The organism is Herbiconiux sp. 11R-BC, assembly GCF_049472555.1.
In the GTDB taxonomy this organism is placed as follows: domain Bacteria; phylum Actinomycetota; class Actinomycetes; order Actinomycetales; family Microbacteriaceae; genus Herbiconiux.
Map to the genome: position 1 here is coordinate 165,380 of NZ_JBCEBO010000006.1, position 22,477 is coordinate 187,856.

Consider the following 22,477-nt stretch of genomic DNA (forward strand, 5'->3'; position numbering starts at 1 on the left):
CACGTAGTCACTGCGTGTGTCGAGCTTAGCTTCGGCGAATGCGTCCACTACCCCGCCCTAGCCGTCAGACACTCTGAAGCGCACGCTCAGCCACGCTGCGATCTCGTCGATGGAGTCGATCTCGTCTGACGCGACGGCGAGCATGAGGTCGTACTCGGCCTCGATGTCGGTGGTGTTCCAGTATCCGTTCTTCGCGTAGAGGTAGAGCGTGGACACCAGCGCGAGGCGCTTGTTGCCGTCGAAGAGCGAGTGGTTCTTGGTGAGGCCGTGGAGCAGGGCGGCTGCCTTGTGGTGGATTCCCGGGTAGGCCTCGTGGCCGAACATCGAAGCCGATTGGCGATCGAGCGCTGAGAGGAGAAGCGAGGAGTCACGAACCATCGTCTCGGGCTGATCGGTGTTGAACAGACGGCCGATGATGTGGAGCGCTTCGGGGAAGGTGACGACCGAGAGGCTCACGTGCGCGACAGGCGAGCGATCACATCACCGTGCTCGACCAGAAGACGGTCGAGGATCTGATCCATCGCATTCGTGCGCACAGAGGTGTATTCGTTCACAGCCTCGGAGACGATCGCTGTGAACGTGGTGCCTTGACGGGTCGCGAGGTCGTCGATGAGAGCGACCTGTTCCTCGGTGAATCCGATGAGCTTCTTCGTTTTCGTGGGCATCAGTCCTCCTACGTATATCTCAATCGAGCACAAGTATATATTCATGAAGGAGGCTCCTGCCAGCTCTCGCGGTGCCAAAAGCAACTAGGGGTGGTCGCGATCCCGCCACGGCGCTCAAGCCACTATCGAGCCTGCCCCAGATGGCGTGGGCTTTGTTTTTCTGTGACCCGAACTAGGGGTATTGGCCTCACGCTCAGATCAACAGCTGTCCGCTAGCGTCGAGACAACTGACCCAGGGGAGAACTATGGAGTTCGAAGAACGTCTCGTCGCGCTCGCTGCGAAAGTGCAGAATCAGCGCGACGCGATCCAGACCGAAGAAGCCACGAAGAACGCGTTCATCATGCCGTTCATCTCGACGATCCTCGGGTACGACGTCTTCAACCCGCTCGAGGTCGTTCCCGAATTCACTGCCGATCTTGGCCTGAAGCGCGGAGAGAAGATCGACTACGCGATCATGCGCGACGGTGAGGTGCAGATCCTCATCGAGTGCAAGACGGCTACGAGCCAACTGAAGCTCGAGCATGCATCGCAGCTGTTCCGGTACTTCGCGGTCACCAACGCTCGAATTGCGGTGCTCACCAACGGGCAGGTCTACAACTTCTACACCGACCTCGACGCTCCAAACCGGATGGATGAGAAGCCGTTCCTGGTGCTCGACCTCTCGGACATCGATGAGACGCTCATCCCAGAGCTCAAGAAGCTCACGAAGGACGTATTCGACCTCGACTCCGTGATCAGCGCTGCTGAAGAGTTGAAGTACGTGGGCGCGCTCAAGCGAGAGATCGCGACTCAGTTCCGTGAGCCCTCGGACGAGTGGATCAAGTTCTTCACGTCTCGCGTCTATGACGGGGCCTACACGCAGAAGGTTCGTGCGCAGTTCACCACGCTGGTCGGAAAGGCGGCGCGGCAGTTCTTGAACGAGCGCGTCAATGAGCGGCTGAAGACCGCGTTGGGAGCGACGGCACTGCCGACTTCGGTCGCGGTCGATGGTGGGGCATCAACAGTCCAGAGTCAGCCCGTGGCAGACCAGGATCTTGAGCGGAATTTGGACGAGGTCGACACCACGCTCGAAGAACTCGAGGGGTACCAGATCGTGAAAGCGATTGCCTGTGCCGAGGTCAAGCCGCAGCGTGTCGTCCATCGTGATGCGAAGTCGTACTTCGCTGTGCTACTCGACGACAACAATCGGAAGCCGATCGCGCGACTGTGGTTCAACGGGAAGAAGCAGAAGTATCTCGGGGTGTTCGACGCAGAGAAGGTCGAGACCAAGATCCCCATCGAATCGCTCGACGAAATCTATGAGCACGCTGATGCCATCCGGGCCTCTGTGCGTGCCCACGCGATGTAGATGCCGGTCCGGTGCTCGCGGGCGGGCGAGGGGCCTCGCCCGCCCGCTAACACAGAGCGAGGCCTGCGTCGATCACTGGAGAAATATCAACTCGAAGCCCGTCGACATCAGGATCCTCTGCCCAGATGGGAAGAATGTCCGGCAAATCGGAGTGGTCGCGGGCGGTTCCGTTCACGGCGAACGCTTTTCCGTCGGGAGTTTCGAGGGTGACGAGCTGTAGGACCCGCCCGTCGACGGTTTGCTCTTCGCAATGAACCACTGCAAATGGCGTCGTTAGGGGCCAGGCATCTCCGAAATCGGTGCTCACAAGTAGTCCGGGATCGTTAGCAATGTCTGCAGGAACGTCGACAGGGGTGGCGGTATTGTCTGGAGCGAGCGCATAGGTGGCGCACAGACCATCCTGCGGTTCGCCGAGAGTCTGTTCTGGAAACGTCACGACCACATAGCCGGCGTTTCCACCTGGTTCACTTCCGCCTGGCCCGCCGCCTGAACCCCAGTTTCGATCCACGCAGATCTTTGTCGCGTCGAGCACAACTCCCGTGAATGTCATGCCCTCCCAGATTGGCGCATCCGGCAATTCATCCCTGACAAGGTGCTCCGCAAGAGTCAGGCGTTCTGCGTCGGTGAGGGATGAAGTCGCCGCGGTTGGTGTCGGCGATGCGGCGAGTGCCTCGGGCATTGGTGCTGGTGTGCATCCCGAAAGCAGGAGAGTGGCCGCCATCGCTCCGAGAAGCGCGGCAGATGCCCTCATCGTCGTCATGGTCAGACTCTAGCCAGTCTGAATGCTCAGGCGTCTCGACCGCGCTGACGACCGATCCAGCGGTCCAAACCATAGTCGACAAAAACTCAACTGAGCAGTAGCTTCGAATTGGGAGTGGGCGTGCGGATATCGAGAGGGTTCGACGATGTCACCGAGAAAATTCACGCCTGCTGTCGCAGCTGTTGTCATTGCGCTCGCTGTAGGGGGCGCAATTCCGGCGGCCCGCGCATCAGTAGATGGCGATTTCGCTAAAGGCAGCGACATCGCAATCTGCGGCGGCAACTCGCTTTCGACAACGGATGCGCAGGGGGCGCCGCTCGACCCGGAAGCGTTGAACCTGGCGCGTTCGCAGGTGCAGAACCTCTGCGACGCCGGCGTTGGAAGCGCGATCACCTTCGAGCAATACCTTCAGGCGATCGACGACTCGCAGCAGTTCACGTCGTATGCGAATGTCGTCGCCCAGATCAACTCCAGCCCGGGCCGGATGGGGATCAGCGCCTACGCGAACTCCATCCCGCGGGATGGCAAGACGAAGGAGCTCAGCTGCATCTACCGGATGCAGCCGGTGGCCGGACCATCGACGTCGTGGCAGGGTTGCGGCACGGATGGGCCGAGCACAACCTCGTCGTACCTCACAACCCGCGGCAACGATTTCTGCCCGGTCAAGGGGACGCGATGGGAGGCGATTGCGGATCTCTATGTCAATGGCTCGCTCAAAGAAAGTGACGGCGACATCAAAGTGGCGCTGTGAAGCCCTCGTCGGAGGTGAGTGGTGGTCGGCCGAGGCTGATCGTCGTGGATCACGTCTCCGCGCTGCCCGGTGGCACCGCTTATGTGGCGTCGTTTGTCGAGGTGTGGGACTGGGGGATCGTGGTGCGGATGGTCGGTCTGGCCGAAGGGTTCGTGCGTCAGGTGCTCGACCTGCAGCTGGACCTCCGTGACGATCGGGGTGGTCGCTACGAGTGGAGGGCCGCGACCTCGGGCGGGATGGTGCTTCCGGAAGAGGTCACGCTTGCCTTCGACGGAAGGCCGAGTGAATCGGCGCGGTCCTTGCAGCTGATGGTTGGTGGGTCAGGCGACGTCTTGATGGTCGCGATCATTCCTGAGTTCGTGGGCGATGACGGTACCGGGGCGCCTTAACCATCGCTTCCGCGGCGGCGGAGGCCCGCCACGAGCAGCACGATGCCGAGAACCACGAGCGCGCCGCCGATGTAGAGCCAGGTGCGGTCGCCGGTCATGGAGCTTCCGGGGATCAGGTTCGCACCCTGCCCGGCGAAGACGGCTCCGATCAGCAGAGCGACCGCACCGACGATGATGAGCGTTACGCGCCCGGCTCTGCTTCTCATGGGCGTCACGTTACTCGGCTTCGCCGTTCCGTCGCTTGTCGGAGAGAGGACGGATGGCAGAGGACGTCATCGAAGTGGCCGAAGGGAGCCGCCTGCCAGGTCTGGGCGACGGAGTGGAGGTTGGTCAGGCGGAGGCCGGCGGCTGCAGGGCGCCGAAGAAGGCTCGTAGCAAGGAGGCCACCGCGTCGGGCTGCTCGACGGGAGGGAGGTGTCCGGCCGCCGGGATGCGCTCGGTGCGGCCGGCGGGCACGCCCTGGGCGATCTCCTCGGCGCTCGCCGCGGGGGTGACGAGGTCGTGCTCTCCCCACGCCGCGAGCACCGGAACGGCGATGCGCGGCAGCTCGGAGCGCACGTCGTGGCGCGCGAGCGCCTCGCAGCTGAGGGCGTAGCTCTCGTCGTCGATCGAGGGCAGCTGCTCGAGGAGGTGCTGCTCGCTCGGGGTGAGGTCGCCGGGCGCGAACCAGCGTTGGCGGGATGCCTCCACCAGAGTGGTCGTGCCGCTCGCGCGCACCAGGGCCGCTCGCTCGTGCCATCCGGCGGGCGTGCCGATGATCGCGCCGGTGCAGAGGGCGGCCAGGCCGCGCATCCGCTTGTCGCGCAGCGCGAGGTGCAGGCCGACGGCCCCGCCCAGCGAGACGCCGGCGTAGAAGTACTCGTCGGCGTCGGTCAGGGCCGAGACCTCGTCGGCCAGGTCGGCGAGGTGGAACGGCGAGGTTCGCGCCGCGCTCGCGCCGTGACCCGGGAGATCCCAGGAGACGACGGTGAAGTCGGCGGCGAGACGCTCGGCCACGGCCGCCCAGACGGCGGTCGACGTGCCGAGCGACGGGCCCAGCACGAGTACGGGCGCCGAGGAAGCGCTGGCGAGTCTGACGCAGGAGAGAGAGGTGTCGGTCATGTCGTGCTGGGAGCGGCCTTTCATTGCGAGGATCTACGCCGCGCCTCGCGGCAAGAGTAGCTTGGCGGCGATCTGGAGTCGGATTGATATCTTCTGCATATGAACAGCGACGATTCGGATCCTTCTGTCGACAAAAACAACCCCGTAGCCTACGAAGCATTCGTACCAACGCCGGCACGGGGAGGCAAGATGGCGATCGAGACCCGCCAGCTGCGCTACTTCGTGGCCGTGGCTGAGGAGCGCCATTTCGGACGCGCCGCAGAGAGGCTCATGATGGCGCAGCCGCCGCTCTCGCAGCAGATCCGCCAGCTCGAGCGGGCCCTCGGCACCGAGCTGCTCACCCGCACCACCCGCAAGGTCGAGCTCAACCCCGCAGGGCAGCTGCTCTACGAGCGCGGCCGTCGCATCATCGAAGACCTCCAGTCGCTCGAGGTCGACGTGCGGCGCGTCGGCGAGGGGCTCGAAGGGGTGCTCCGGCTCGGCTTCACCGGCGCGGCCACCTACGGCATCATGCCGCGGGTCGTGCGCGAGGGCAGCCGGGCGTTCCCCGGCCTCGCCCTCACCGTGAGCGGCGAACTGCTCACGCCGGGCCTCGTGGGCGAACTGCTCGAGCACCGCATCGACATCGCGGTGCTCCGGCCGCCGGTGGCCAGCGACCTGGTCTCGCACATCGTGGTGGCGCGGGAGCGCATCATGGTGGCGCTGCCCTCGAACTCGCGCCTGCTCGACCTGGCCGAGATCAGCATGGACGACTTCAACGATCAGGATCTGGTGGGCTACCCCGAGAACTCCACCGTGCACCAGACGCTCGCGGCGTGCTGGCTGGAGCACAACATCCGGCCGCACTACCGCCATCGGGTGTCGGAGACCTCGACGCTGCTCTCGCTGGTGGCCGCCGGAGTGGGTGTGGCGCTGGTGCCCGAATCGGCCACCAGTCTGAACCTGGGCGGCACGGTGTTCCGCGAGATCAAGGACGCGCCCATGGTGGAGCTCGCCATCGCCTGGCGCAGCGACGACGACTCGCGGGCCGTGGCCCGCTTCCTGCCCTTTCTCGAGGGTGTCATCAGAGAAGTCCGAGGAGAGGCCCGATGAAGATCCAGCGTGTGGAGGCCATTCCTTACACGATCCCGATGAAGAAGCCCCTGCACTTCGCGAGCGGTTCGGTTCATCAGATCGATCACGTGCTGGTTCGGCTCACCACCGACGACGGGCTGGTGGGAGTGGCCGACATCCCGCCGCGCCCCTACACCTACGGCGAGACCCAGGCCGGGGTCGTGGCCCTGCTCGAGACCCTGTTCTCGGATGCGCTGGTGGGCTGCGACCCGCTCGACCGCGGCCGCCTGCACGCGGCACTCGACCGCACGGTCGGCAACCACGCCACCAAGGGCGGGGTCGACATCGCGATCTGGGATCTCATCGGCAAGTCGGTGGGTCAGCCCGTGCACCGTCTGCTCGGCGGCTACACCGACTCCCTCCGCGTGGCCCACATGATCGGATTCGCCGAACCGGCCGCGATGGTGGAGGAGGCCCAGGGCTTCCGCGACGAATACGGCATCGCGGTGTTCAAGGTGAAGGTGGGGCGGCGGCCGCTCTCGCTCGACATCGACCTCTGCTTCGCGCTGCGCGAAGGCCTCGGCACCGACGTGGAGCTCTATCTCGACGCCAACCGGGGCTGGACCGCGACCGAGGCCGTGCAGGTGCTCGACGCCACGGCGGGCCTCGGGCTGACCTACTTCGAAGAACCCGACGACGCCCGCGAGATCCTCGGCCGGCGCCGCCTCGTGCAGCTCTCGCGCATCCCGGTGGTGGCCGACGAGTCGGTGCCCACGCTCGGGGATGCGGCGCGCGAGATCCAGACCGGCGGGGCGACGGCCCTCAGCATCAAGACCGCCCGCTCGGGGTTCTCGGAGTCGCAGAAGATCCTCGCCTACGCCGAAGCCCTCGGCGTCGACGTCATCATGGGCAACCAGATCGACTCGCAGATCGGCAGCACTGCGACCGTGACGTTCGGGGCGGCCTTCGCCCACTCCTCCCGCCGGGCCGCCGAACTGTCGAACTACCTCGACATGGCCGACGACCTCGTGGCCGAACCGCTCGTCATCCGCGACGGCGTGATCGCGGCCCCCACCGTTCCCGGCGTGGGCGTCGACATCGACCCCGAGAAGCTCGCCCGCTACCGCACCGACGGAAGGAACTGACCGTGCTCTACCTGGTTCGGATGGACGTCGAGCTGCCGGTGACGATGCCGGCGGCCGAGGCCGACGAGATCAAGGCCCGCGAGAAGGCCTATGCCCAGGCTCTGCAGAGCGACGGCCGCTGGGTGGAGCTCTGGCGCGTGGTCGGCGAGTACGCCAACTACTCCGTCTTCGACGTGGCCGGCAACGACGAGCTGCACACGCTGCTGAGCGGGCTGCCGCTCTTTCCGTACATGCGCATCCACGTCACGCCGCTCGCCGCGCATCCGTCTCGGATCGACCGCCCCGGAGGCGCATCCGAGTCCTGAAACACCCTCGCCCCCCAGAATCCGATGACAAAGGAGTTCGATTCATGAGCACAAGCGATTTCACCACCGAGTTCAGCGCCAAAGCGGCCGACTCGGGCGCCAACGCCACCGCGGCCTTCGCCAGCCGTGCCGCCGCCGCCGCAGGACAGGCCAGCGCCGACAAGGCACGGGTCAGCCTGCTCGCCACAAAGGCCATCAAGGCCCTCAACGACCTCGTGCTCGAGGAGCACGTGACCTACGACGAGTACAACGCGCTCAAGACCTGGCTCATCCGGGTGGGCACCGACGGCGAGTGGCCGCTGTTCCTCGACGTATTCCTCGAGCACTCGGTGGAACAGGTCGCGAGCGCGCACCGCGAGGGCAGCAAGAGCACCATCGAGGGCCCCTACTACGTCGAGGACTCCCCGGTGTTCGAGTGGAACGGCACGCTCCCGATGCGCCCCGACGAGCCGGGCACGCCCCTGCTGTTCCAGGGCGACGTGCGGGCGACGGATGGCACGCCGCTCGCCGGCGCGAAGATCGAGCTCTGGCACGCCGACGACCTCGGCTTCTACTCGCAGTTCGCGCCCGGCCTGCCGGAGTGGAACCTGCGGGGCACCTTCATCGCCAACGACGAGGGCGCGTTCGCGATCACCGCGATCAAGCCGGCGCCGTACATGATCCCCACCGACGGCGCCTGCGGCCAGCTGATCGACGCGGCCGGCTGGCACGCGTGGCGCCCGGCGCACCTGCACCTGAAGGTCTCGAAGCCGGGATACCAGCTGCTCACCACGCAGCTCTACTTTCCGGGCGACCCGCACAACGACGACGACATCGCCGGTGCGGTCAAGCCGGAGCTGCTGCTCGACCCGCACGAGCGGGCCGGCGGCGACGGGCTCGAGGTCACCTACGACTTCGTGCTCGACCCGGCGTGACGGGAGCGCGGGTGACGACGGCCGGGGCCCGCACGGCGCCCGGCCGTCGCTCCGCGATCAGGCGGTGACGCGCTCGAGGTCCGCGGTGATCGCGGCCGCCGTGGCCTGCAGGGCGGGCACGAACTCGTCGCGCATCCGCTCGAGGCTCGTCGAGAGCGTGGTCGACACGTTGACCGCGGCGACCACGCTGCCGCGGCGGGTCACGGGCACCGCCACCGAGCGCAGGCCGAGCTCGAGTTCCTGATCGACGATCGACCAGCCCTGGCGGCGCACGCGCGCCAGCTCGCCGGCGATCGCGGCGGCGTCGTGGAGGGTGTTCGGCGTGAGCGGCGGCACCTCGAGCAGCTCAGGGCGGGCGGCGAGCTGCGCCTCGGGGAGTGAGGCCAGCAGCACGCGGCCCATCGAGGTTGCCGCGGCGGGGAACCGGGTTCCGATCGTGATCGTCACCGCCATGATGCGCCGGGAGGGCACCCGGGCGATGTAGACGATCTCGCCGTCGCTGAGCACCGAGGCCGAACTCGACTCGCCGAGGGTGCGGGAGAGCCGTTCGAGGTGCGGCTGTGCGATCTCGGGCAGGGTGAGACCCGCCAGATAGCTGTAGCCGAGCTCGAGCACCTTCGGTGTGAGCGCGAAGTTCCTCTCGTCGCTCCGCACGTAGCCGAGCTCGGTGAGCGTGAGCAGAAAGCGTCTCGCCGTGGCGCGGGAGAGGCCGGTGACGGCGGCCACCTCGCTCAGGGTCATCTCGGGGCGCTCGGCACCGAACGCCGAGATCACCGCGAGACCGCGCGCGAGCGACTGTACGTAGGGGCCCTCGCCCGTGTCTCTCATCTCGTCGGCCATCCTGTCAGGCTAGCGTCGCTCCACCGTTCCGGCTGCGCGCTCTCACCGCTCCAGAACGACGGCGAGACCTTGGCCCACCCCGATGCAGATCGCGGCGACGGCGACTCCGCGCCCACGCCGCGCCAGCTCGTGCGCGGCGTGCCCGATGATGCGGCCGCCGGAGGCCCCGAGCGGATGACCCAGCGCGATCGCACCGCCGTGGATGTTGACCTTCTCGGGGTCGAGATCGGGCCAGAGCCGCAGGCAGGCCAGGGACTGCGCGGCGAAGGCCTCGTTGAGCTCGACCACGTCGACGTCGGCCCAGGTCTTACCCGCGTTCGCGAGAGCGCGGTTCACCGCTTCGACCGGCCCGATGCCGAAGACGTCAGGGTCGACCGCCGCTGCACCGCGCCCGATGATGCGGGCGAGCGGCTCCGCATCGAGGGGCGCGTTCTCGGCGCCGACGATCACCATCGAGGCACCGTCGTTCAGCGGCGACGCGTTTCCGGCCGTGATCGTGCCGTCGGGGCGGAACGCCGGCTTCAGCGCCGCCAACGATTCGAGGGTCGAATCGGCCCGGATGCCCTCGTCCCGCTCGAGCGCCGCGCCCGGCACCGGCACGATCTCGGCGTCGTAGAAGCCGGCATCCCAGGCGGCCGCCGCCTTCGTGTGGCTCGCGACCGCGAAGGCATCCTGTTCCTCGCGGCCGATGCCGAAGCGCTCGGCGAGGATCTCGTTCGACTCGCCCAGCGAGATCGTCCACTCCTTCGGCATCCGCGGGTTCACCAGCCGCCAGCCCAGCGTCGTCGAGTGCAGGGTCTCGTTGCCCGCGGGGTAGGTGCGCTCGGGCTTCGACAGCACCCACGGCGCCCGGCTCATCGACTCGACCCCGCCCGCGAGCACGAGCCGGGAGTCGCCGGACTCGACGGCCCGGGAGGCGTCCATCACGGCCTGCACCCCCGAACCGCAGAGGCGGTTGACCGTGATGCCGGGAACGGATGTCGGCAGCCCCGCGAGCAGAACGGCCATGCGCGCGACGTCGCGGTTGTCCTCGCCGGCCTGGTTCGCGGCGCCGGCGACCACGTCGTCGATCTGCGCCGGGTCGAGCCGCGGATGCCGGTCGAGCACGCCGCGCACCACCGTGGCGAGCAGGTCGTCGGGCCGGATGTGGGCGAGCCCCTTTCCGAAGCGGCCGAACGGCGTGCGCACGGCGTCGTAGACGAAACTGGCGATCATGAGCGCCCCTCCTGGGTCTCGGCGGTGGCGTCGACGAGATCGAGCCCGGTCAGCGCGCGCAGCTCGTCGACCGTGCCGCCGCCGAAGGTCTCGGTCACGGCGAAGCCGGTGGGCACCACGTCGAAGACCGCGCGATCGGTGTAGACCCGGCTCACGCAGTGCTTGCCGGTGAGCGGGTAGGAGCACTCGTCGACGAGTTTCGACCCACCGTCGCGGGTGAGCAGATCCGTCATCACCCAGACGTTCTTGGCGCCGATCGCGAGATCCATCGCGCCTCCGACGGCCGGGATCGCATCCGGTGCCCCGGTGTGCCAGTTCGCCAGGTCGCCACGCTGCGAGACCTGGAACGCGCCGAGCACGCAGATGTCGAGGTGGCCGCCCCGCATCATGCCGAACGAATCGGCGTGGTGGAAGTAGGCGGCCCCCACCAGCTCGGTGACGGGCTGCTTGCCCGCGTTGATGAGGTCGGGATCGACGAGCGACGGCTCCGGCGCCGGCCCCATGCCGAGCATCCCGTTCTCGGTGTGGAGGATGATCTCGAGCCCCGCGGGGAGCTGGTCGGCGATGAGCGTGGGTGCGCCGATTCCGAGGTTCACGATGGAGCCCTCGGGGATGTCCTGGGCGATGCGTGCGGCGAGTGCGCGCCGGTCGAGCCCTGCGGTCATGAGGCCGCCTCCGCACCGACGAAGACGCCGTCGTGGAGCCAGGGTCTCTCGCCGACCGCGACCACGCGATCGACGAAGATCCCGGGGGTGACCACGGCCTCGGGATCGAGCGCGCCGAGGGGGACGACCTGGTCGACCTGCACGATGGTCGTGCGGGCCGCCGCCGCCATGATCGGGCCGAAGTTGCGGCCGGTCTTGCGGTAGACGAGGTTGCCCCAGCGATCCGCCGCGAGTGCGGAGACCAGTGCGTAGTCGGCGTGCAAGGGGTATTCGAGAAGGAAATCACGGCCGTCGATGGTGCGCTGCTCCTTGCCCTCGGCGATGAGGGTGCCCACGCCGGTGGGGGTGTAGAAGGCGCCGATCCCCGCGCCCGCGGCACGGATGCGTTCGGCCAGATTGCCCTGCGGCACGATCTCGAGCTGCACGGCGCCCGCGCGGTAGAGCTCGTCGAAGACCCAGGAGTCGACCTGGCGGGGGAAGGAGCAGATGACCTTCTTCACGCGACCGGCCTTGAGCAGGGCCGCGAGACCGGTGTCGCCGTTGCCGGCGTTGTTGCTCACGATCGTCAGCTCGCTCGCGCCCTGCTCCCGCAGGGCGTCGATCAGGGCGACCGGATGCCCGGCCAGGCCGAACCCGCCGACCATCACGGTGGCGCCGTCTTCGATGCCCGCCACGGCGTCGGCCAGATGGTCGACCGTCTTCGAGATCACGTGTGGCTCCCTGCTCTTCACCCGACGCCCTCTTCACCCGGTGCTTTTTTACTCAGCACAGTGTGCGCTCTGTGAACATGCGTGCGTCTGGTGAACAGCCTAGCCGATCGCCGGGCGGGTCTCCACTAGGAGTCCACGACCTCCCGCGTGCGCGCCGCCGCCACCTCGAGGCCGCGCTCGGTCGTCGGGAAGCGGCTCGCCGCATCCTGAACGCCGTCGGCCGTGAGATTGGCGCCGAAGAGCTCGCTGTGGGGCTCGAGCGCGATGCTCTCGTGCAGGGAGCCCACCCGCACCGGGTCGAAGCCCGAGGCGTCCACCAGCGCGGACACCTCGGCGAGGGCGTGCTCGTCGTCTCCGGCGATGCCGATGGCCTTGCGACCGGGCGTGCCCGCGGGCGTGGGGCCCTCATCCAGGTCGTGGTAGCCCATGTGGTTGAAGGCCTTCACGACGCGGGAGCCGGGGAGGAACGCCTGCACGAGCTCGCTCGTGGAGACGCGCGGGTCGTCGAGGTCGTCGCGGATGCCGTCGACCTCCCACCAGTAGTTCATGGCGTCGACGACGAGTTTGCCCCGCAGGAGCTCGGCCGGGATGGAGCGGTACTTGCCGAGGGGGAGGGTGAGGATGACGATGTCGGACTCGCGAGCGACCTCCTCGGCCGTCGTCGCGCGGGCGCCGGGGGCGAGCACGTCGATGATGAGGGCGATCTTCGCGGGGCTGCCCGAGCCCGCGATGAGCACCCGGTAACCGGCGGCGAGGAGGAGACGGCTGAGCACGGTGCCGACCTTGCCGGCGCCGAGGATGCCGACGGTGGGGAGGGTGGGCTGGGGTTCAGGCATCGGTCGGTCCGATCGGGTGCATGGGGTGGGTGGTGGGCACCTCCGGCTGCTCGCGGCGCTCGGCGGCGAGCAGCTCTCGCACGCGGGGTGCGACTCGGGTGCCGAAGAGCTCGATGGTGCGGGCCCGCGCGTCGACGGGCAGGCCGCCGATGTCGTACTTGAGGTCGAAGCGGCTGATCTGCAGCTCGTGCGTCATGCGCACGATCTTCTGCGCCACCGTCTCGGGCGAGCCCACGAAGAGCGCGCCCGTGGCGAGCTCGAGATCGTAGCGCTCGCGGGTGGGCGGGTAGAAGCCGCGCTCGCGGCCCATCATCGTGACCATCGGCTCCCAGGCGCGCCACCAGGTCTCGGCCGCCTCCTCGTCGGTGTCGGCGATCAGGCCCAGGGCGTGCTGGCCGACGGGCTGCCTAGGCAGTCCGAACTGCTCGAGCGCGCGGAAGTAGAGGTCGACGTGGCCGGCGAAGCGGTGCGGCTCGCCGCCGATGATGGCCAGCATGAGGGGGAGGCCGTACCGGGCGGCGCGGATGACCGAGTTGGGGCTGCCGCCGACGCCGATCCAGGTGGGGATGCCGCCCGGGTGCATCCGCGGGTGCAGGGTCTGGTCGGTCAGCGGGGTGCGCACGGTGCCCGCCCAGGTCACCGACTCCTCGCGCTGGAGCTTCATGAATAGCTCGAGCTTCTCTTCGAAGAGCGTCTCGTAGTCCTCGAGCGCGTAGCCGAACAAGGGGAACGACTGGGTCTGGGATGCGCGGCCCAGCACCAGCTGCGCCCGCCCGTTCGAGAGGGCGTCGAGGGTCGAGAACTCGTTGTAGAGGCGCACCGGGTCGTTGGTGCTCAGCACGGTGACCGCGGTGCCCAGGCGGATGCGCTCGGTCGCCGTGGCGATGCCGGCCAGCAGCACCGGGGTGGCCGAGTCGACGTAGCCCTCGCGGTAGTGCTCGCCGAGGCTGAAGACGTCGAGGCCGACCCGTTCGGCATGCTTGGCCTCCTCGACGAGCAGGCGCACGGTCTCGGCGTCGGACAGGGTGCGGTCGCCGTTGGTGGGGACGTCGCCGAAGGAGTTCAGTCCGAATTCGATCGGGCTCGTGGTCACGGTGTTCTCCTGGTTTTCGATCATATGATTGACATGTCAACTAGGAGGGCTCGTGGAAAATTCCCTGGCAGCGGAGTCGCCGAATCGCCGTCGATCGCCGACTGCGGAGGAGCTCCGGGTATGGCGCGACTTCGTGGAGACCGGCGACCGCATCCGGTCCCGTCTCGCCGCGCGGCTGCAGGCCGAATCAGGGTTGTCGACGGGGGACTACGCGGTGCTGCTCGCGCTGTCGGAGGCTCCGGGGAGGCGCCTGCGGTCGTCGGAGCTGGCGGCGGCGATCGACTGGGAGCGGAGCCGGTTGTCGCACCATCTCGGGCGGATGGAGGCGCGGGGCCTCGTGGCGCGGGAGGCGTCGGCCCACGACAGCCGCGGCGCCGAAGCTGTGCTCACCGCGGCGGGGGCGTCGCAGTTCCGGCGGGCGTCGGCCTCGCACCTGCGGGCCGTGCAGGAGCTGTTCGTCGAGGCGTTCGTGCCGGACGGGCGGCACGACGGCGTGGGGCTGCGCCCGGTCGAAGAGGTCACGGGGGCCCTGCGCGAGCATCTCGCGTCGATGGGGTAGACCGGCCGGATCGAGGGTGCATCGCCCTGTCGTCGACCGCGTCGCGGTTCATCTACGCTTGTCGACAAGCGCCGCGCTGATGCGGTGACGGCCTCGAGGGGCGAGGGGGAGCGGATGGGGGACGACATGGGTATAGAGGGAGAACTGCGGAGCGACGAGCAATCGGGCGTGAGTATCCAGAGCTTGGCTCGCGACGGCATCCTGCATCCGGAGTGGTCGACCGAACTGACCGAGGTGCAGTCGCGTTCGTACGCCGCGATACTCGGCGCGGAGCCGCCTGTCGACGGCCGGAGCTGGTACGCGGGCGAGGCGCTTGCCACGAAGTTCCTGACGCTCCTCGACGGCACGCTGGAGGCTGCGGTCATCCAGCACTTCTGCGCGGTCGCCGGCAGGGAGTTCAAGACGACGTTCCGGCTGGTGTCCGGCACGGATCTCCGCCGGCTCTACCTTCCGGATGCCACCAGGCTTCGAACGATCGACCTCGTCATCATCGATTCCGCCGAGTGGAATGACGACGAGTCCGCCGGGGCGCCAGCACGTGACGCGGTCGTCGCCATCGAATGCAAGTTCGAGGCACAGGTCAACTACGGGGATTGCGGCGGTCACGGCGACGGGCTCCTGTACGGCAATCAGATCGTGTGCTACCCGAACGGATGCTCCAGCAGCGCCGTCGTCGCGCCGCAGGTCGGCTTCGTCTGGCTCGGCCTGCCGAATGCGCACGGCGACGTTGTCTGGCCGCCGGTGAGTGCGATGAACCCGCGGTGGATCGAGCTGCAGCGGTCGCGGGGCGCCTCGGCGGGGACGCTCGCCCTGTACACCGACTTGCTCGCGCTGCAGACAGAGGTGGTCGAGAGCGGCATCTGGACGGTGACGGGCTGGCCGGCTCTCTACGACCTCGTGGAGGAGAAGCTGGGTGAGGCGCATCCGCACGCCGTCGCACCGGTGCTGCGAGCACTCGGCGCGCGCCCCGCCTACCGCGCGGCGGGCTCCAGGGAACACAGATGAGCGTGGGGTAGCTTCGCTGTTCGTGGCGGAAGAACTGGGTCAGCAGGCGATCGTGTCGCGCGGGGCGGGCATCCGCGTGCGGGAGGTCGATCTCGGGGCGAGGGCGCTCATCGGGAGCGGGGCGGCCACGGAGGTGCACCGGCTCGAGGCCTTCACCGTTCCCGGGTACCTCGGCGGGCTCGCGCTGGTGCGCATCCGGGACCGGGAGACGACGCCGACCCACGGGGACTCGGCGGTGCTGGCTCAGCTCGTCGCGATGCGGTGGGGGCTCGACGCTCGGGAGCGGGCGCTGCTCGACGGCCTCGCCGCCTGGCCGCTGGCCGTGGTGGAGGGGGAGGGTGGCGATGTCGTGGGGTGCCTCGTGCCGTTGGCCGCGCATCCCTTCTACTACCTGCCGGCCGACGACACGAAGCACGGCAAGGTGCCGCAGCAGGCGAAGTGGCTCGTGGTCGCTCCGAAGCGGGCCCGGCGGGCCGGCGCCGCCGCCGTGGGGGAGCGGGATGTCGTCGCGCGCAGCACCGTGCTGGCGCGGGTGTGCCTGCTGCTCGAGCTACTGCATCGGCACGGGGTGGTGTACGGCGACCTCTCCGACCGGGCGGTGCTGTTCGGGGCCGGAGACGTCGCCGAGGCGTTCGTGGTGGGATGCGAGGGGGCGGCCATCGCCGGCGACGGCACGCCGCAGCGCAACAGCGCGGGGTGGGCGGCGCCCGAGGCCTTCGGCGACGAAGACGACGGCGGCGGCGACGGCGACGAGAAGACGGATGCCGCCCTCTCGACCGCCCCGTCGGTGCAGACGGTCGCGACCGACCTCTACAAGCTCGGCCTCCTCATCCTGCGGGTGCTCGCGCCGGCCGGCGACGGGCTCGAACGCAGCCGGGACGCCGACCGCGTGCGCGGGGTGCTCGACGAGACCGGGCAGCGGATGATGCAGGATGCGCTGGGCGAGGAGCCGGGCGACCGGCCCACCGCCGCCGAGTGGTACGCCTACCTGCGCGGCCTGATCGTGGAGAACCTCGAGGCGCCCGTCATCCGGAGCGTCACGGTGACTCCGGCGCTCGTGGCCGAGGGTGACGAGGTGCGGCTCGAGGTGGCCCTCACCGGCGCCCGGCAGCTCACGATCGAGCTGCCGGGGCGGGCCGACATCACGCGGGAGGTCGGCGCGCGGATCGTGTCGGAGCGGTTCACCGCCCGGCAGAGCGGGCGCATCGGCGTTCGGGCCCGCAACGACCACGGCGAGACCGCCGCACTGTCGAACGTGGTGCGGGTGCTGCCGGTGCCGGAGCCGTCACGGGTGGCCGTCGAGGCTCCCGACGTGGCCGCGATGCTCGGGGCGCTGCCCGATCTCGCACCCCTCGAAGCCGCGGTCGGCATCTCGGCGGATGCCGCCGGCGACGGCTCGCTCGCCGAGCGCGTCTCCGCCCTGCAGGAGCGGATCGGCGCCGACGCGCTGCCGCTCAACGAGCTGCTCCGCATCGGCCTCGAGGCCGAGCGGGTGTCGCGCGAGCGTGACGCGCTCTTCCCCTCGTTCGAGGAGTTCCTCGGCGACATCACCGACTCGAAGAATCCGCGCTGAGCCGCGCCGTCCCCGCGTCACACCCCGAGAAGCAGCAGCACCAGAGTCGCGATGGACAGCACCAGCAGCACGGCGGCCGGCGCGACGTTCTTGTCGCTCTTGCGCACGTGGGCGATGATCGCGCCGATGAAGTAGATCACGGCGCCGATCGCCGCGGCGATGGCGAGAGGGGTCCACCAGATGCCCACGATCAGGCCGACGGCGGCCGCGACCTCGAGCAGGCCGAGCACGGTCAGCATCCGCGAGGACACCCCGAGCCCGGTCATCTGGGTGACGATGGCCGGCGCGCGACGCAGTTTCTGGATGCCCGAACCGGCGAGGGCCAGGGCGAGCAGGATCGAGATGATGACGGAGGCGATGTGCATGGAAGGTACTCCTAGGCTGAGAAACGAACAGTTGCATCCGTTTCAATGCGGATACTGCTCTCCGTATTCCACGCGACTCGAAGAATTTCCGTACCATCGGAAGATGACCGGCAGCGAGAGCCCGGAGAGCCGGACGCCACGACGAGACGTGCTGCGCAACCGCGCGCGTCTGGTCGGCGCTGCCCGCCGGGCCTTCGCGCGGCACGGGCTCGACGCGCCGCTTGAGCCGATCGCCACCGCGGCGGGCGTGGGCAACGCCACCCTCTACCGCCACTTCCCGACCCGCGCCGCCCTCTGGCAGAGCGTGCTCGAAGACCCGCTGCTCGAGGTCACCGCCCTGATCGAGGCCGCGGTCGCCCGCACCGACGCGTGGGAGGGGCTCGTGCACTTCCTCCGCGGCCTCTGCGAACTCGAGGCCCGCGAAGAGGGCTTCACCTTCCTCATGACCGCGCCGCTCGACGGCGCTCCTCGTCTCGCCGAGCTGCGGACGGGCATCCGGGACAGCATCGGCGTGCTGGTGCGACGAGCGCACGAGCAGAAGGCGATCCGGCAGGATGTCGTCGAGTCCGACTTCGCCGTGATCATCCTCTCGGTCGCCGGGGTCATCGAGGCGACCCGTGATATGGATCCGCTCGCCTGGAGCCGGCACCTCGGCATCATCCTGGACGGCATTCGCTCGCCGTCGCCGACGCCGCTGTCCTCGCCGTCGAGCGCGTGCTCCGAGCTCATCTGAGCGGAGAGCCTGCACTGCGCGCAGCGCCCGCGTGGATCGCGGGGCCTGCTCGGCTCGCGGTGCCCGCCCGTCGCGCATGGCTCGCGGCGCTCGGGTGGGGCTGGGTTCGCGCACGGCTCGCAGCGCCCGCATGGCTCGCGGGGCCCGACCGGCACGCGGTGCGGCGGCCAGGTCCGTCGGTGCGGGCTCCTGTCAGAGCTACGCGCGGCGGGTGCGGGTTCGGCGGCGCAGAAGGCTGAGCGAGGCGCCCAGGAGGAGCGCCAGTGCAGCGCCCGCGGCGAGGGATGCGGGGCCACCGGAGGCCGTGCCCGTCGCGGCGAGCGTCGGGGTGCCGGCGGCCACGACCGTGAGGTCCAGGGAGGCCTGCCCGCCGTCCTCCGCGACCGCGGTGAGCGTGGCGGGGCCGGCCGCGACCGCCTCGGGAAGGCGCAGCGTGACGCGGAACGCGCCCTGCGCATCCGTCGTCATGGTCACGGCGAGCCCGCCGGGGCCGGCCAGGGCGACGGATGCGCCCGGGTCGTAGCCCGCGCCCGCCACCTCGAACGCGGTGCCGGCCACGACGGTGCTGGCCGCCGAGCTGATGCGGCCGAGCGCGGCGCTGAGCGTGAACGTCTCGGGGGCTGCCGGAACCGGGTAGTCGAGCGCCGCGAAGGTGAGGAACTCGTCGAGGAACGGCGCCCGGCCACCCGCGGCCGGCACGTCGGCCGCCGTGGATTCGACCGGCACGCTCACCGCGCCGCCCGTGACGACCACGGTGCTCCCGCTGGGCTTCGGGTTCCAGTAGCCCCACTCGATCGTGTCGACGGTCACGGCGAGGCGGTGCCCGGCGCGCAGGGTCCAGTCCATGCTCAGCAGGGTGAACCGGGTGACCCCGTCGGCCGACAGGGTCGAGACGTTCTCGTTGACGATGACCGCGCTGCGGTCGGGCGCGACATCCCACAGCTGCACCATCGTGTTGCCGGCGCCCTGGGTGTTCAGTTCGACCACGGGGGTTCCCGTCAGCCGCACGTCGGTGCGCAGGGAGTGCGAGAGGGTCAGCACGCCCACGGACTTGTCGTTCGCGTCGGGCGCGGGGTCGGGATGGCTGTCGTCGAGCCTCACGGCCAACGGGTTGGGGTTGGGGCCGACCGGGTCATCGATCTGCGTGCCCCGCCCGGTGTCGGTGTAGGAACCGGACCGCAGGGGGATCACGGCGGTCTTCGCGGTCGTGCCCCAGGCATCCTGGAGTCGCCACTGTCCGAAGTTGTCCTGAATATAGAAGTACGACGACACCTGTGTGGTCTGCTCCTTCAGGTGGGCGTCGTAGAACGCCATCACCTCGTCGAACCAGGTGGTGCGGCCCATCTGCAGGGTGCCGTGCTTGTCGAGCTCGTTGCCGCGCACGTGGTCCCACGGGCCGAGCCACGCGCGCACCTCGCCGGTGTGGTTGTCGAGGAACTGCTGCATGCCCTCGGGCTTGGTGTTCTGCTCGGTGAGGCCCTGGGTGAACATCAGCGGCACGGCCGAGCCGCCCACGTTCGCCGGCAGGTCGCGGCTGCGCCAGAAGTCGCTCTGACGGCTCATCTCCTTGGTCTCGGCCATGATGGTCTGCCCGCACTCCGGGTGCGTCTTCTCGTAGGCGGCGTTCTGCAGGTACTGCGGGGTGTCGGCCGGGATGTCGTAGCCGTCCTGCTGGTAGGCGTGGTCGACGCCGGGCAGGCTCGCCGTCACGAGGTAGGACAGGGGGGTCTCGACCTGCTGCGGGCGCGAGATGTCGTTGGTGATGAGGTAGTCGTAGCCGCTCCACGAGGGCTCCTGCGCCACGACCGCCTTGAGGCCGGCGGGCTGGAGGTCGATGCCCGCGAGCCCGGTGGATCCGTCATAGGACTTGCCGTAGAGGCCCACCGCGCCGGTCGACCAGGACTGCTGTGCCGCCCACTCGACCGCGCTGACCACGTCGGCCTGCTCGCCGGGGCCGAGCCAGTCGATGCATCCGGTGCTGGCGCCGAAGCCGCGCAGGTCGACGTAGACGAAGGTGTACCCGCGGGTCATCAGCTGCGCACCGTCGATGAGGTCGGTGAAGCGCGTCGAGGGCCCGGCGTGGGCCGGATGCGTGTCGACGTTCGATCCGGAGTGTGAGAAGTAGGGGCCGATCGACATGATGACGGGGGTCTTCTCGCCGGGGGCGAGGTTCGCGGGGCGGAGCACGTCGGCGTGGAGCTGCACGGCGTCGCCGTTGCTCGACGGCGCGGACGAGGGGAAGTAGGCCTCGGTCCAGGCGGCGCCGTCGGGCACGGAGGGGTTCTGGGCGTGGGTGACGCCGGGGGTGGCGTCGGCGGGGGCGGATGCCGGGGTGGCGGAGCCAAGGGCGGATGCCGCGGTGGCGGAGCTGAGGGCGGCGGATGCCGGGGTGGCGGACGCGAGGGTGGCGGATGCCGGGGTGGCGAGAGGCTGCGCCGCGGCCGGGGCGGCGAGGGTGGCGGGATGCGCGGCCGGTTCGGCGGCGGCGAACGCCGGTGTCGTCGTGGCGAGGACTGCGGTGGCGGCGACGACCGTCGCGATTCCCCAGCTCGTTGCGCGCGTGAATGTCGACATGGTGCCCCCCGGTGTTGCCTAACGCGCGCGTCGCCGCCGCATCCGTGTTCGATTTCCAAGGAGATGTTATCGGAGACGGTCGTCGAAGAGACCGCGCGGAGGGGCATCCGGTGTCGAACCCGGATGCCCCTCCCGCCTGGTCGTCGACGCCGCCTCGGTCAGGCGGCGGTCGGCAGCACGACGACCTTGCCGCGCAGGGTGCCGGCCGCCGACTGCTCGTGGATGCTCGCCAGCTCCGTGAGCGGAACCCGGCGGGCGACCTCGACGCGGAGCTCGCCGTCGTCGACGAGCGACACGATCCGGGCCAGCTGTGCGGCGTCGTTGCGAACGAAGACGACCGAGCTGCGGACGCCGCGGGCCTCGTCGGCCGGGGCGGGCATCCAGGCGGTCGTGCTCACGACCACCCCGCCGGAGCGCACGAGCGCCACGAGGGCCGCGAACTCCTCAGGCGTGATCGGCGCGAGATTGAGCAGCACGTCGACCGGCTCGGCGATCGCGTCGAGCAGGTTCGATGCCGTGTGGTCGACGACCTCGTCGGCCCCCGCAGCGCGCACGCTCTCGGCGCTGCGCGGGCTCGCCGTGGCGATCACGTGGGCGCCGGCGCGCTTCGCGAGCTGCACCGCGTAGCCGCCGACCGCGCCGCCCGCCCCGACGACGAGCACGCGCTGGCCGCTCGTCAGCTCGGCGTGCTCGAACAGTGCCTGCCACGCGGTGAGGGCGACCGAGGGGAAGGCGGCGGCATCCGCCAGCGGGATGCTCGAGGGGGCCGGCACCAGCACCGCGGCCGGGGCGATGGCGTATTCGGCCGCGGCGCCCGGCGCCGTCATGGGGAGGAACCCGACGACGGCGTCACCCACGGCGAAGGCCGCGACATCCGTGCCCAGCGCATCGACGGTGCCCGAGACGTCGTAGCCCGGGATGTGCGGCAGAGCCACCGGGAAGGGCAGGGTGCCCGCCCGGATGCCACCGTCGGCGGGACTGAATGCCGCTGCGGCCACACGGATGCGCACCTCGCCCGGGCCCGGCTGCGGGATCTCGACCTCGTCGATCTGCAGGACCTCGGGGGTGCCGTGCTGGTGGAAGCGCACTGCCTTCATGGTGTTCTCTCCTTCGCGGAATGGTGAATGCTTCGATGTCGAAGCAACTGAGAAGGACCCTAACACTGCTTCGATATTGAAGCAAGTAGACTGTGGGCATGACCGAAGAATCTGCCACCCTCGACCCCGTCGAGCTGGGCGCCTATTTCGCGCTGATCGAAGTGAGCAGCCTGTTGCGCCACGCCATCGAGCTGCAGCTGAAGGAGGCCGGCGGGCTCAGCTACGTGCAGTTCCAGCTGCTCGCGACGCTGGGGGATGCACCGGCCGGCAGCAAGCGGATGACCGACCTGGCCGACGGCGTGGTCTACAGCCGCAGCGGTCTCACCCACCAGGCCGGGCTGCTCGAGGCGGCCGGCCTCGTGACCCGCGCCCCCTCGGTCGACGACGAGCGGAGCGTGACGGTGACGATCACGGATGCCGGGCGTGCGGTTCTCGGGCGGGTGTTCCCCGGGCACATCGCGGAGGTGAAGAAGCTGTTCCTGGCGCCGCTCGGGCGCGACGAGGTGGAGGAGCTGGCGCGGTCGCTCACGGCCGTGCGCGACCACATGCGCTCGACGCCGCCGCGCTCCGCGGCGCCTCGACGGCGGGGGAGCGGGCGGGCGGGCGGCGCGGCCTGACGTGGCACGTCGGGCGGCGGGCGGCGCGAGCCGGGTGAGCGGCGACGGCGGCGAGAGCACAGGGGCGTGCCAGGGAACGCAGATTCTCGTGGGGTAGCTTCGCACCTCGTGTCAGGACGTCCGTCTGCGCTCGCGCGCGCATCCGGGACTCTGGCCGACGTCA

26 protein-coding genes are annotated in these 22,477 nt (G+C 69.3%); 12 read left to right on the forward strand and 14 right to left on the reverse strand.

The genetic code is table 11. The features are described from left to right. Positions 1-57: 57 nt before the first annotated feature. Both VD659_RS14980 and VD659_RS14985 read right to left on the reverse strand, forming a co-directional pair. Positions 58-456, reverse strand: a complete 399-nt coding sequence (locus VD659_RS14980) for a type II toxin-antitoxin system death-on-curing family toxin (RefSeq protein WP_423261873.1) — start codon at positions 454-456, stop codon at positions 58-60. Next, complete coding sequence (locus VD659_RS14985) at positions 453-665, reverse strand: hypothetical protein (RefSeq protein ID WP_423261874.1); 213 nt, start codon at positions 663-665, stop codon at positions 453-455. Before VD659_RS14985 ends, VD659_RS14980 begins: the two co-directional genes overlap by 4 nt. Positions 666-910: 245 nt before the next feature. Here VD659_RS14985 and VD659_RS14990 point away from each other — a divergent pair, with 245 nt between their 5' ends. Next, positions 911-2,014: a type I restriction endonuclease gene (locus VD659_RS14990; RefSeq protein WP_423261875.1), complete on the forward strand. Its 1,104-nt coding sequence runs from the start codon at positions 911-913 to the stop codon at positions 2,012-2,014. A 46-nt stretch (positions 2,015-2,060) separates the two neighbouring features. Here VD659_RS14990 and VD659_RS14995 read toward each other — a convergent pair whose 3' ends face one another. Next, positions 2,061-2,774 (reverse strand): hypothetical protein, encoded by a 714-nt coding sequence (locus VD659_RS14995; RefSeq protein WP_423261876.1) that lies wholly within the window; start codon positions 2,772-2,774, stop codon positions 2,061-2,063. 145 nt (positions 2,775-2,919) lie between these two features. Here VD659_RS14995 and VD659_RS15000 point away from each other — a divergent pair, with 145 nt between their 5' ends. Together VD659_RS15000 and VD659_RS15005 are read left to right on the forward strand one after the other, a co-directional pair. Further along, positions 2,920-3,525 (forward strand): hypothetical protein, encoded by a 606-nt coding sequence (locus tag VD659_RS15000; RefSeq protein ID WP_423261877.1) that lies wholly within the window; start codon positions 2,920-2,922, stop codon positions 3,523-3,525. A 44-nt stretch (positions 3,526-3,569) separates the two neighbouring features. Next, positions 3,570-3,914 (forward strand): hypothetical protein, encoded by a 345-nt coding sequence (locus tag VD659_RS15005; protein WP_423261878.1) that lies wholly within the window; start codon positions 3,570-3,572, stop codon positions 3,912-3,914. Here VD659_RS15005 and VD659_RS15010 read toward each other — a convergent pair. Both VD659_RS15010 and VD659_RS15015 read right to left on the reverse strand, forming a co-directional pair. Further along, a complete protein-coding gene (locus VD659_RS15010; RefSeq protein ID WP_423261879.1) occupies positions 3,911-4,120 on the reverse strand; it encodes a hypothetical protein in 210 nt (69 codons plus the stop codon). The genes VD659_RS15005 and VD659_RS15010 overlap by 4 nt on opposite strands. A 124-nt stretch (positions 4,121-4,244) precedes the next feature. Next, entirely contained in the window at positions 4,245-5,015 is a 771-nt protein-coding gene (locus VD659_RS15015; protein ID WP_423261880.1) for an alpha/beta fold hydrolase, read from the reverse strand. 189 nt (positions 5,016-5,204) lie between these two features. Between VD659_RS15015 and VD659_RS15020 the strand changes: the two genes are divergently transcribed. The 4 genes from VD659_RS15020 to catA are packed head-to-tail and all read left to right on the forward strand — an operon-like array spanning position 5,205 to position 8,432. Next, on the forward strand, positions 5,205-6,107 hold the full coding sequence (locus VD659_RS15020) for a LysR substrate-binding domain-containing protein (RefSeq protein ID WP_423261881.1): 903 nt from the start codon (positions 5,205-5,207) through the stop codon (positions 6,105-6,107). Beyond that, positions 6,104-7,213, forward strand: coding sequence for a mandelate racemase/muconate lactonizing enzyme family protein (locus tag VD659_RS15025; protein WP_423261882.1), 1,110 nt, complete (start codon positions 6,104-6,106; stop codon positions 7,211-7,213). Before VD659_RS15020 ends, VD659_RS15025 begins: the two co-directional genes overlap by 4 nt. Before the next feature lie 2 nt (positions 7,214-7,215). Next, positions 7,216-7,518: a muconolactone Delta-isomerase gene (gene catC / locus VD659_RS15030; protein WP_423261883.1), complete on the forward strand. Its 303-nt coding sequence runs from the start codon at positions 7,216-7,218 to the stop codon at positions 7,516-7,518. A gap of 44 nt (positions 7,519-7,562) precedes the next feature. After that, complete coding sequence (gene catA, locus VD659_RS15035) at positions 7,563-8,432, forward strand: catechol 1,2-dioxygenase (protein WP_423261884.1); 870 nt, start codon at positions 7,563-7,565, stop codon at positions 8,430-8,432. Between the two features lie 57 nt (positions 8,433-8,489). Here catA and VD659_RS15040 read toward each other — a convergent pair whose 3' ends face one another. The 6 genes from VD659_RS15040 to VD659_RS15065 form a co-directional block, all read right to left on the reverse strand. Continuing rightward, on the reverse strand, positions 8,490-9,272 hold the full coding sequence (locus VD659_RS15040) for an IclR family transcriptional regulator domain-containing protein (protein ID WP_423261885.1): 783 nt from the start codon (positions 9,270-9,272) through the stop codon (positions 8,490-8,492). Positions 9,273-9,314: 42 nt separating this feature from the next. Further along, entirely contained in the window at positions 9,315-10,487 is a 1,173-nt protein-coding gene (locus VD659_RS15045; RefSeq protein ID WP_423261886.1) for a thiolase family protein, read from the reverse strand. Continuing rightward, the gene (locus tag VD659_RS15050; RefSeq protein ID WP_423261887.1) at positions 10,484-11,152 is read right to left on the reverse strand and encodes a 3-oxoacid CoA-transferase subunit B; all 669 of its coding nucleotides are present in this window, start codon (positions 11,150-11,152) and stop codon (positions 10,484-10,486) included. The genes VD659_RS15045 and VD659_RS15050 overlap by 4 nt, the downstream gene beginning before the upstream one ends. Further along, positions 11,149-11,862: a 3-oxoacid CoA-transferase subunit A gene (locus VD659_RS15055; protein WP_137837091.1), complete on the reverse strand. Its 714-nt coding sequence runs from the start codon at positions 11,860-11,862 to the stop codon at positions 11,149-11,151. Before VD659_RS15055 ends, VD659_RS15050 begins: the two co-directional genes overlap by 4 nt. 125 nt (positions 11,863-11,987) lie before the next feature. Further along, positions 11,988-12,698 carry an NADPH-dependent F420 reductase gene (locus tag VD659_RS15060; protein WP_423261888.1) on the reverse strand — a complete coding sequence of 237 codons (711 nt, stop codon included), beginning with the start codon at positions 12,696-12,698 and terminating at the stop codon, positions 11,988-11,990. Next, complete coding sequence (locus VD659_RS15065) at positions 12,691-13,791, reverse strand: LLM class flavin-dependent oxidoreductase (protein ID WP_423261889.1); 1,101 nt, start codon at positions 13,789-13,791, stop codon at positions 12,691-12,693. Before VD659_RS15065 ends, VD659_RS15060 begins: the two co-directional genes overlap by 8 nt. Positions 13,792-13,843: 52 nt before the next feature. Here VD659_RS15065 and VD659_RS15070 point away from each other — a divergent pair, with 52 nt between their 5' ends. The 3 genes from VD659_RS15070 (at position 13,844) to VD659_RS15080 (ending at position 16,928) form a co-directional block, all read left to right on the forward strand. Further along, positions 13,844-14,350, forward strand: a complete 507-nt coding sequence (locus tag VD659_RS15070) for a MarR family winged helix-turn-helix transcriptional regulator (RefSeq protein ID WP_423261890.1) — start codon at positions 13,844-13,846, stop codon at positions 14,348-14,350. A gap of 168 nt (positions 14,351-14,518) precedes the next feature. Continuing rightward, positions 14,519-15,355 carry a hypothetical protein gene (locus VD659_RS15075; RefSeq protein WP_423261891.1) on the forward strand — a complete coding sequence of 279 codons (837 nt, stop codon included), beginning with the start codon at positions 14,519-14,521 and terminating at the stop codon, positions 15,353-15,355. Between the two features lie 22 nt (positions 15,356-15,377). After that, positions 15,378-16,928: a hypothetical protein gene (locus VD659_RS15080; RefSeq protein ID WP_423261892.1), complete on the forward strand. Its 1,551-nt coding sequence runs from the start codon at positions 15,378-15,380 to the stop codon at positions 16,926-16,928. Positions 16,929-16,945: 17 nt separating this feature from the next. Here the strand turns inward: VD659_RS15080 and VD659_RS15085 are convergent, their stop codons facing one another. Beyond that, positions 16,946-17,293 carry a DoxX family protein gene (locus VD659_RS15085; RefSeq protein WP_137837096.1) on the reverse strand — a complete coding sequence of 116 codons (348 nt, stop codon included), beginning with the start codon at positions 17,291-17,293 and terminating at the stop codon, positions 16,946-16,948. A 103-nt stretch (positions 17,294-17,396) separates the two neighbouring features. On the opposite strand from VD659_RS15085, the gene VD659_RS15090 reads away from it, so the two are divergent. After that, positions 17,397-18,026, forward strand: a complete 630-nt coding sequence (locus tag VD659_RS15090) for a TetR/AcrR family transcriptional regulator (RefSeq protein ID WP_423261893.1) — start codon at positions 17,397-17,399, stop codon at positions 18,024-18,026. A gap of 198 nt (positions 18,027-18,224) precedes the next feature. Here the strand turns inward: VD659_RS15090 and VD659_RS15095 are convergent, their stop codons facing one another. Together VD659_RS15095 and VD659_RS15100 are read right to left on the reverse strand one after the other, a co-directional pair. Then, positions 18,225-20,600, reverse strand: coding sequence for a CocE/NonD family hydrolase (locus VD659_RS15095; RefSeq protein ID WP_423261894.1), 2,376 nt, complete (start codon positions 20,598-20,600; stop codon positions 18,225-18,227). 158 nt (positions 20,601-20,758) lie between these two features. Continuing rightward, positions 20,759-21,697, reverse strand: coding sequence for an NADP-dependent oxidoreductase (locus VD659_RS15100; RefSeq protein WP_423261895.1), 939 nt, complete (start codon positions 21,695-21,697; stop codon positions 20,759-20,761). Positions 21,698-21,795: 98 nt separating this feature from the next. Between VD659_RS15100 and VD659_RS15105 the strand changes: the two genes are divergently transcribed. Further along, the gene (locus tag VD659_RS15105) at positions 21,796-22,314 is read left to right on the forward strand and encodes a MarR family winged helix-turn-helix transcriptional regulator (RefSeq protein WP_423261896.1); all 519 of its coding nucleotides are present in this window, start codon (positions 21,796-21,798) and stop codon (positions 22,312-22,314) included. Positions 22,315-22,477: the final 163 nt, after the last annotated feature.

What these genes read in the sequence shown, in the direction of transcription:
- VD659_RS14985 (WP_423261874.1), bottom strand. Translation starts at nt 665, where the DNA reads ATGCCCACGAAAACGAAGAAGCTCATCGGATTCACCGAGGAACAGGTC.
- VD659_RS14990 (WP_423261875.1), top strand. Translation starts at nt 911, where the DNA reads ATGGAGTTCGAAGAACGTCTCGTCGCGCTCGCTGCGAAAGTGCAGAAT.
- VD659_RS14995 (WP_423261876.1), bottom strand. Translation starts at nt 2,774, where the DNA reads ATGACGACGATGAGGGCATCTGCCGCGCTTCTCGGAGCGATGGCGGCC.
- VD659_RS15000 (WP_423261877.1), top strand. Translation starts at nt 2,920, where the DNA reads ATGTCACCGAGAAAATTCACGCCTGCTGTCGCAGCTGTTGTCATTGCG.
- VD659_RS15010 (WP_423261879.1), bottom strand. Translation starts at nt 4,120, where the DNA reads ATGAGAAGCAGAGCCGGGCGCGTAACGCTCATCATCGTCGGTGCGGTC.
- VD659_RS15015 (WP_423261880.1), bottom strand. Translation starts at nt 5,015, where the DNA reads ATGACCGACACCTCTCTCTCCTGCGTCAGACTCGCCAGCGCTTCCTCG.
- VD659_RS15020 (WP_423261881.1), top strand. Translation starts at nt 5,205, where the DNA reads ATGGCGATCGAGACCCGCCAGCTGCGCTACTTCGTGGCCGTGGCTGAG.
- VD659_RS15025 (WP_423261882.1), top strand. Translation starts at nt 6,104, where the DNA reads ATGAAGATCCAGCGTGTGGAGGCCATTCCTTACACGATCCCGATGAAG.
- catA (WP_423261884.1), top strand. Translation starts at nt 7,563, where the DNA reads ATGAGCACAAGCGATTTCACCACCGAGTTCAGCGCCAAAGCGGCCGAC.
- VD659_RS15040 (WP_423261885.1), bottom strand. Translation starts at nt 9,272, where the DNA reads ATGGCCGACGAGATGAGAGACACGGGCGAGGGCCCCTACGTACAGTCG.
- VD659_RS15045 (WP_423261886.1), bottom strand. Translation starts at nt 10,487, where the DNA reads ATGATCGCCAGTTTCGTCTACGACGCCGTGCGCACGCCGTTCGGCCGC.
- VD659_RS15050 (WP_423261887.1), bottom strand. Translation starts at nt 11,152, where the DNA reads ATGACCGCAGGGCTCGACCGGCGCGCACTCGCCGCACGCATCGCCCAG.
- VD659_RS15060 (WP_423261888.1), bottom strand. Translation starts at nt 12,698, where the DNA reads ATGCCTGAACCCCAGCCCACCCTCCCCACCGTCGGCATCCTCGGCGCC.
- VD659_RS15085 (WP_137837096.1), bottom strand. Translation starts at nt 17,293, where the DNA reads ATGCACATCGCCTCCGTCATCATCTCGATCCTGCTCGCCCTGGCCCTC.
- VD659_RS15090 (WP_423261893.1), top strand. Translation starts at nt 17,397, where the DNA reads ATGACCGGCAGCGAGAGCCCGGAGAGCCGGACGCCACGACGAGACGTG.
- VD659_RS15095 (WP_423261894.1), bottom strand. Translation starts at nt 20,600, where the DNA reads ATGTCGACATTCACGCGCGCAACGAGCTGGGGAATCGCGACGGTCGTC.
- VD659_RS15100 (WP_423261895.1), bottom strand. Translation starts at nt 21,697, where the DNA reads ATGAAGGCAGTGCGCTTCCACCAGCACGGCACCCCCGAGGTCCTGCAG.
- VD659_RS15105 (WP_423261896.1), top strand. Translation starts at nt 21,796, where the DNA reads ATGACCGAAGAATCTGCCACCCTCGACCCCGTCGAGCTGGGCGCCTAT.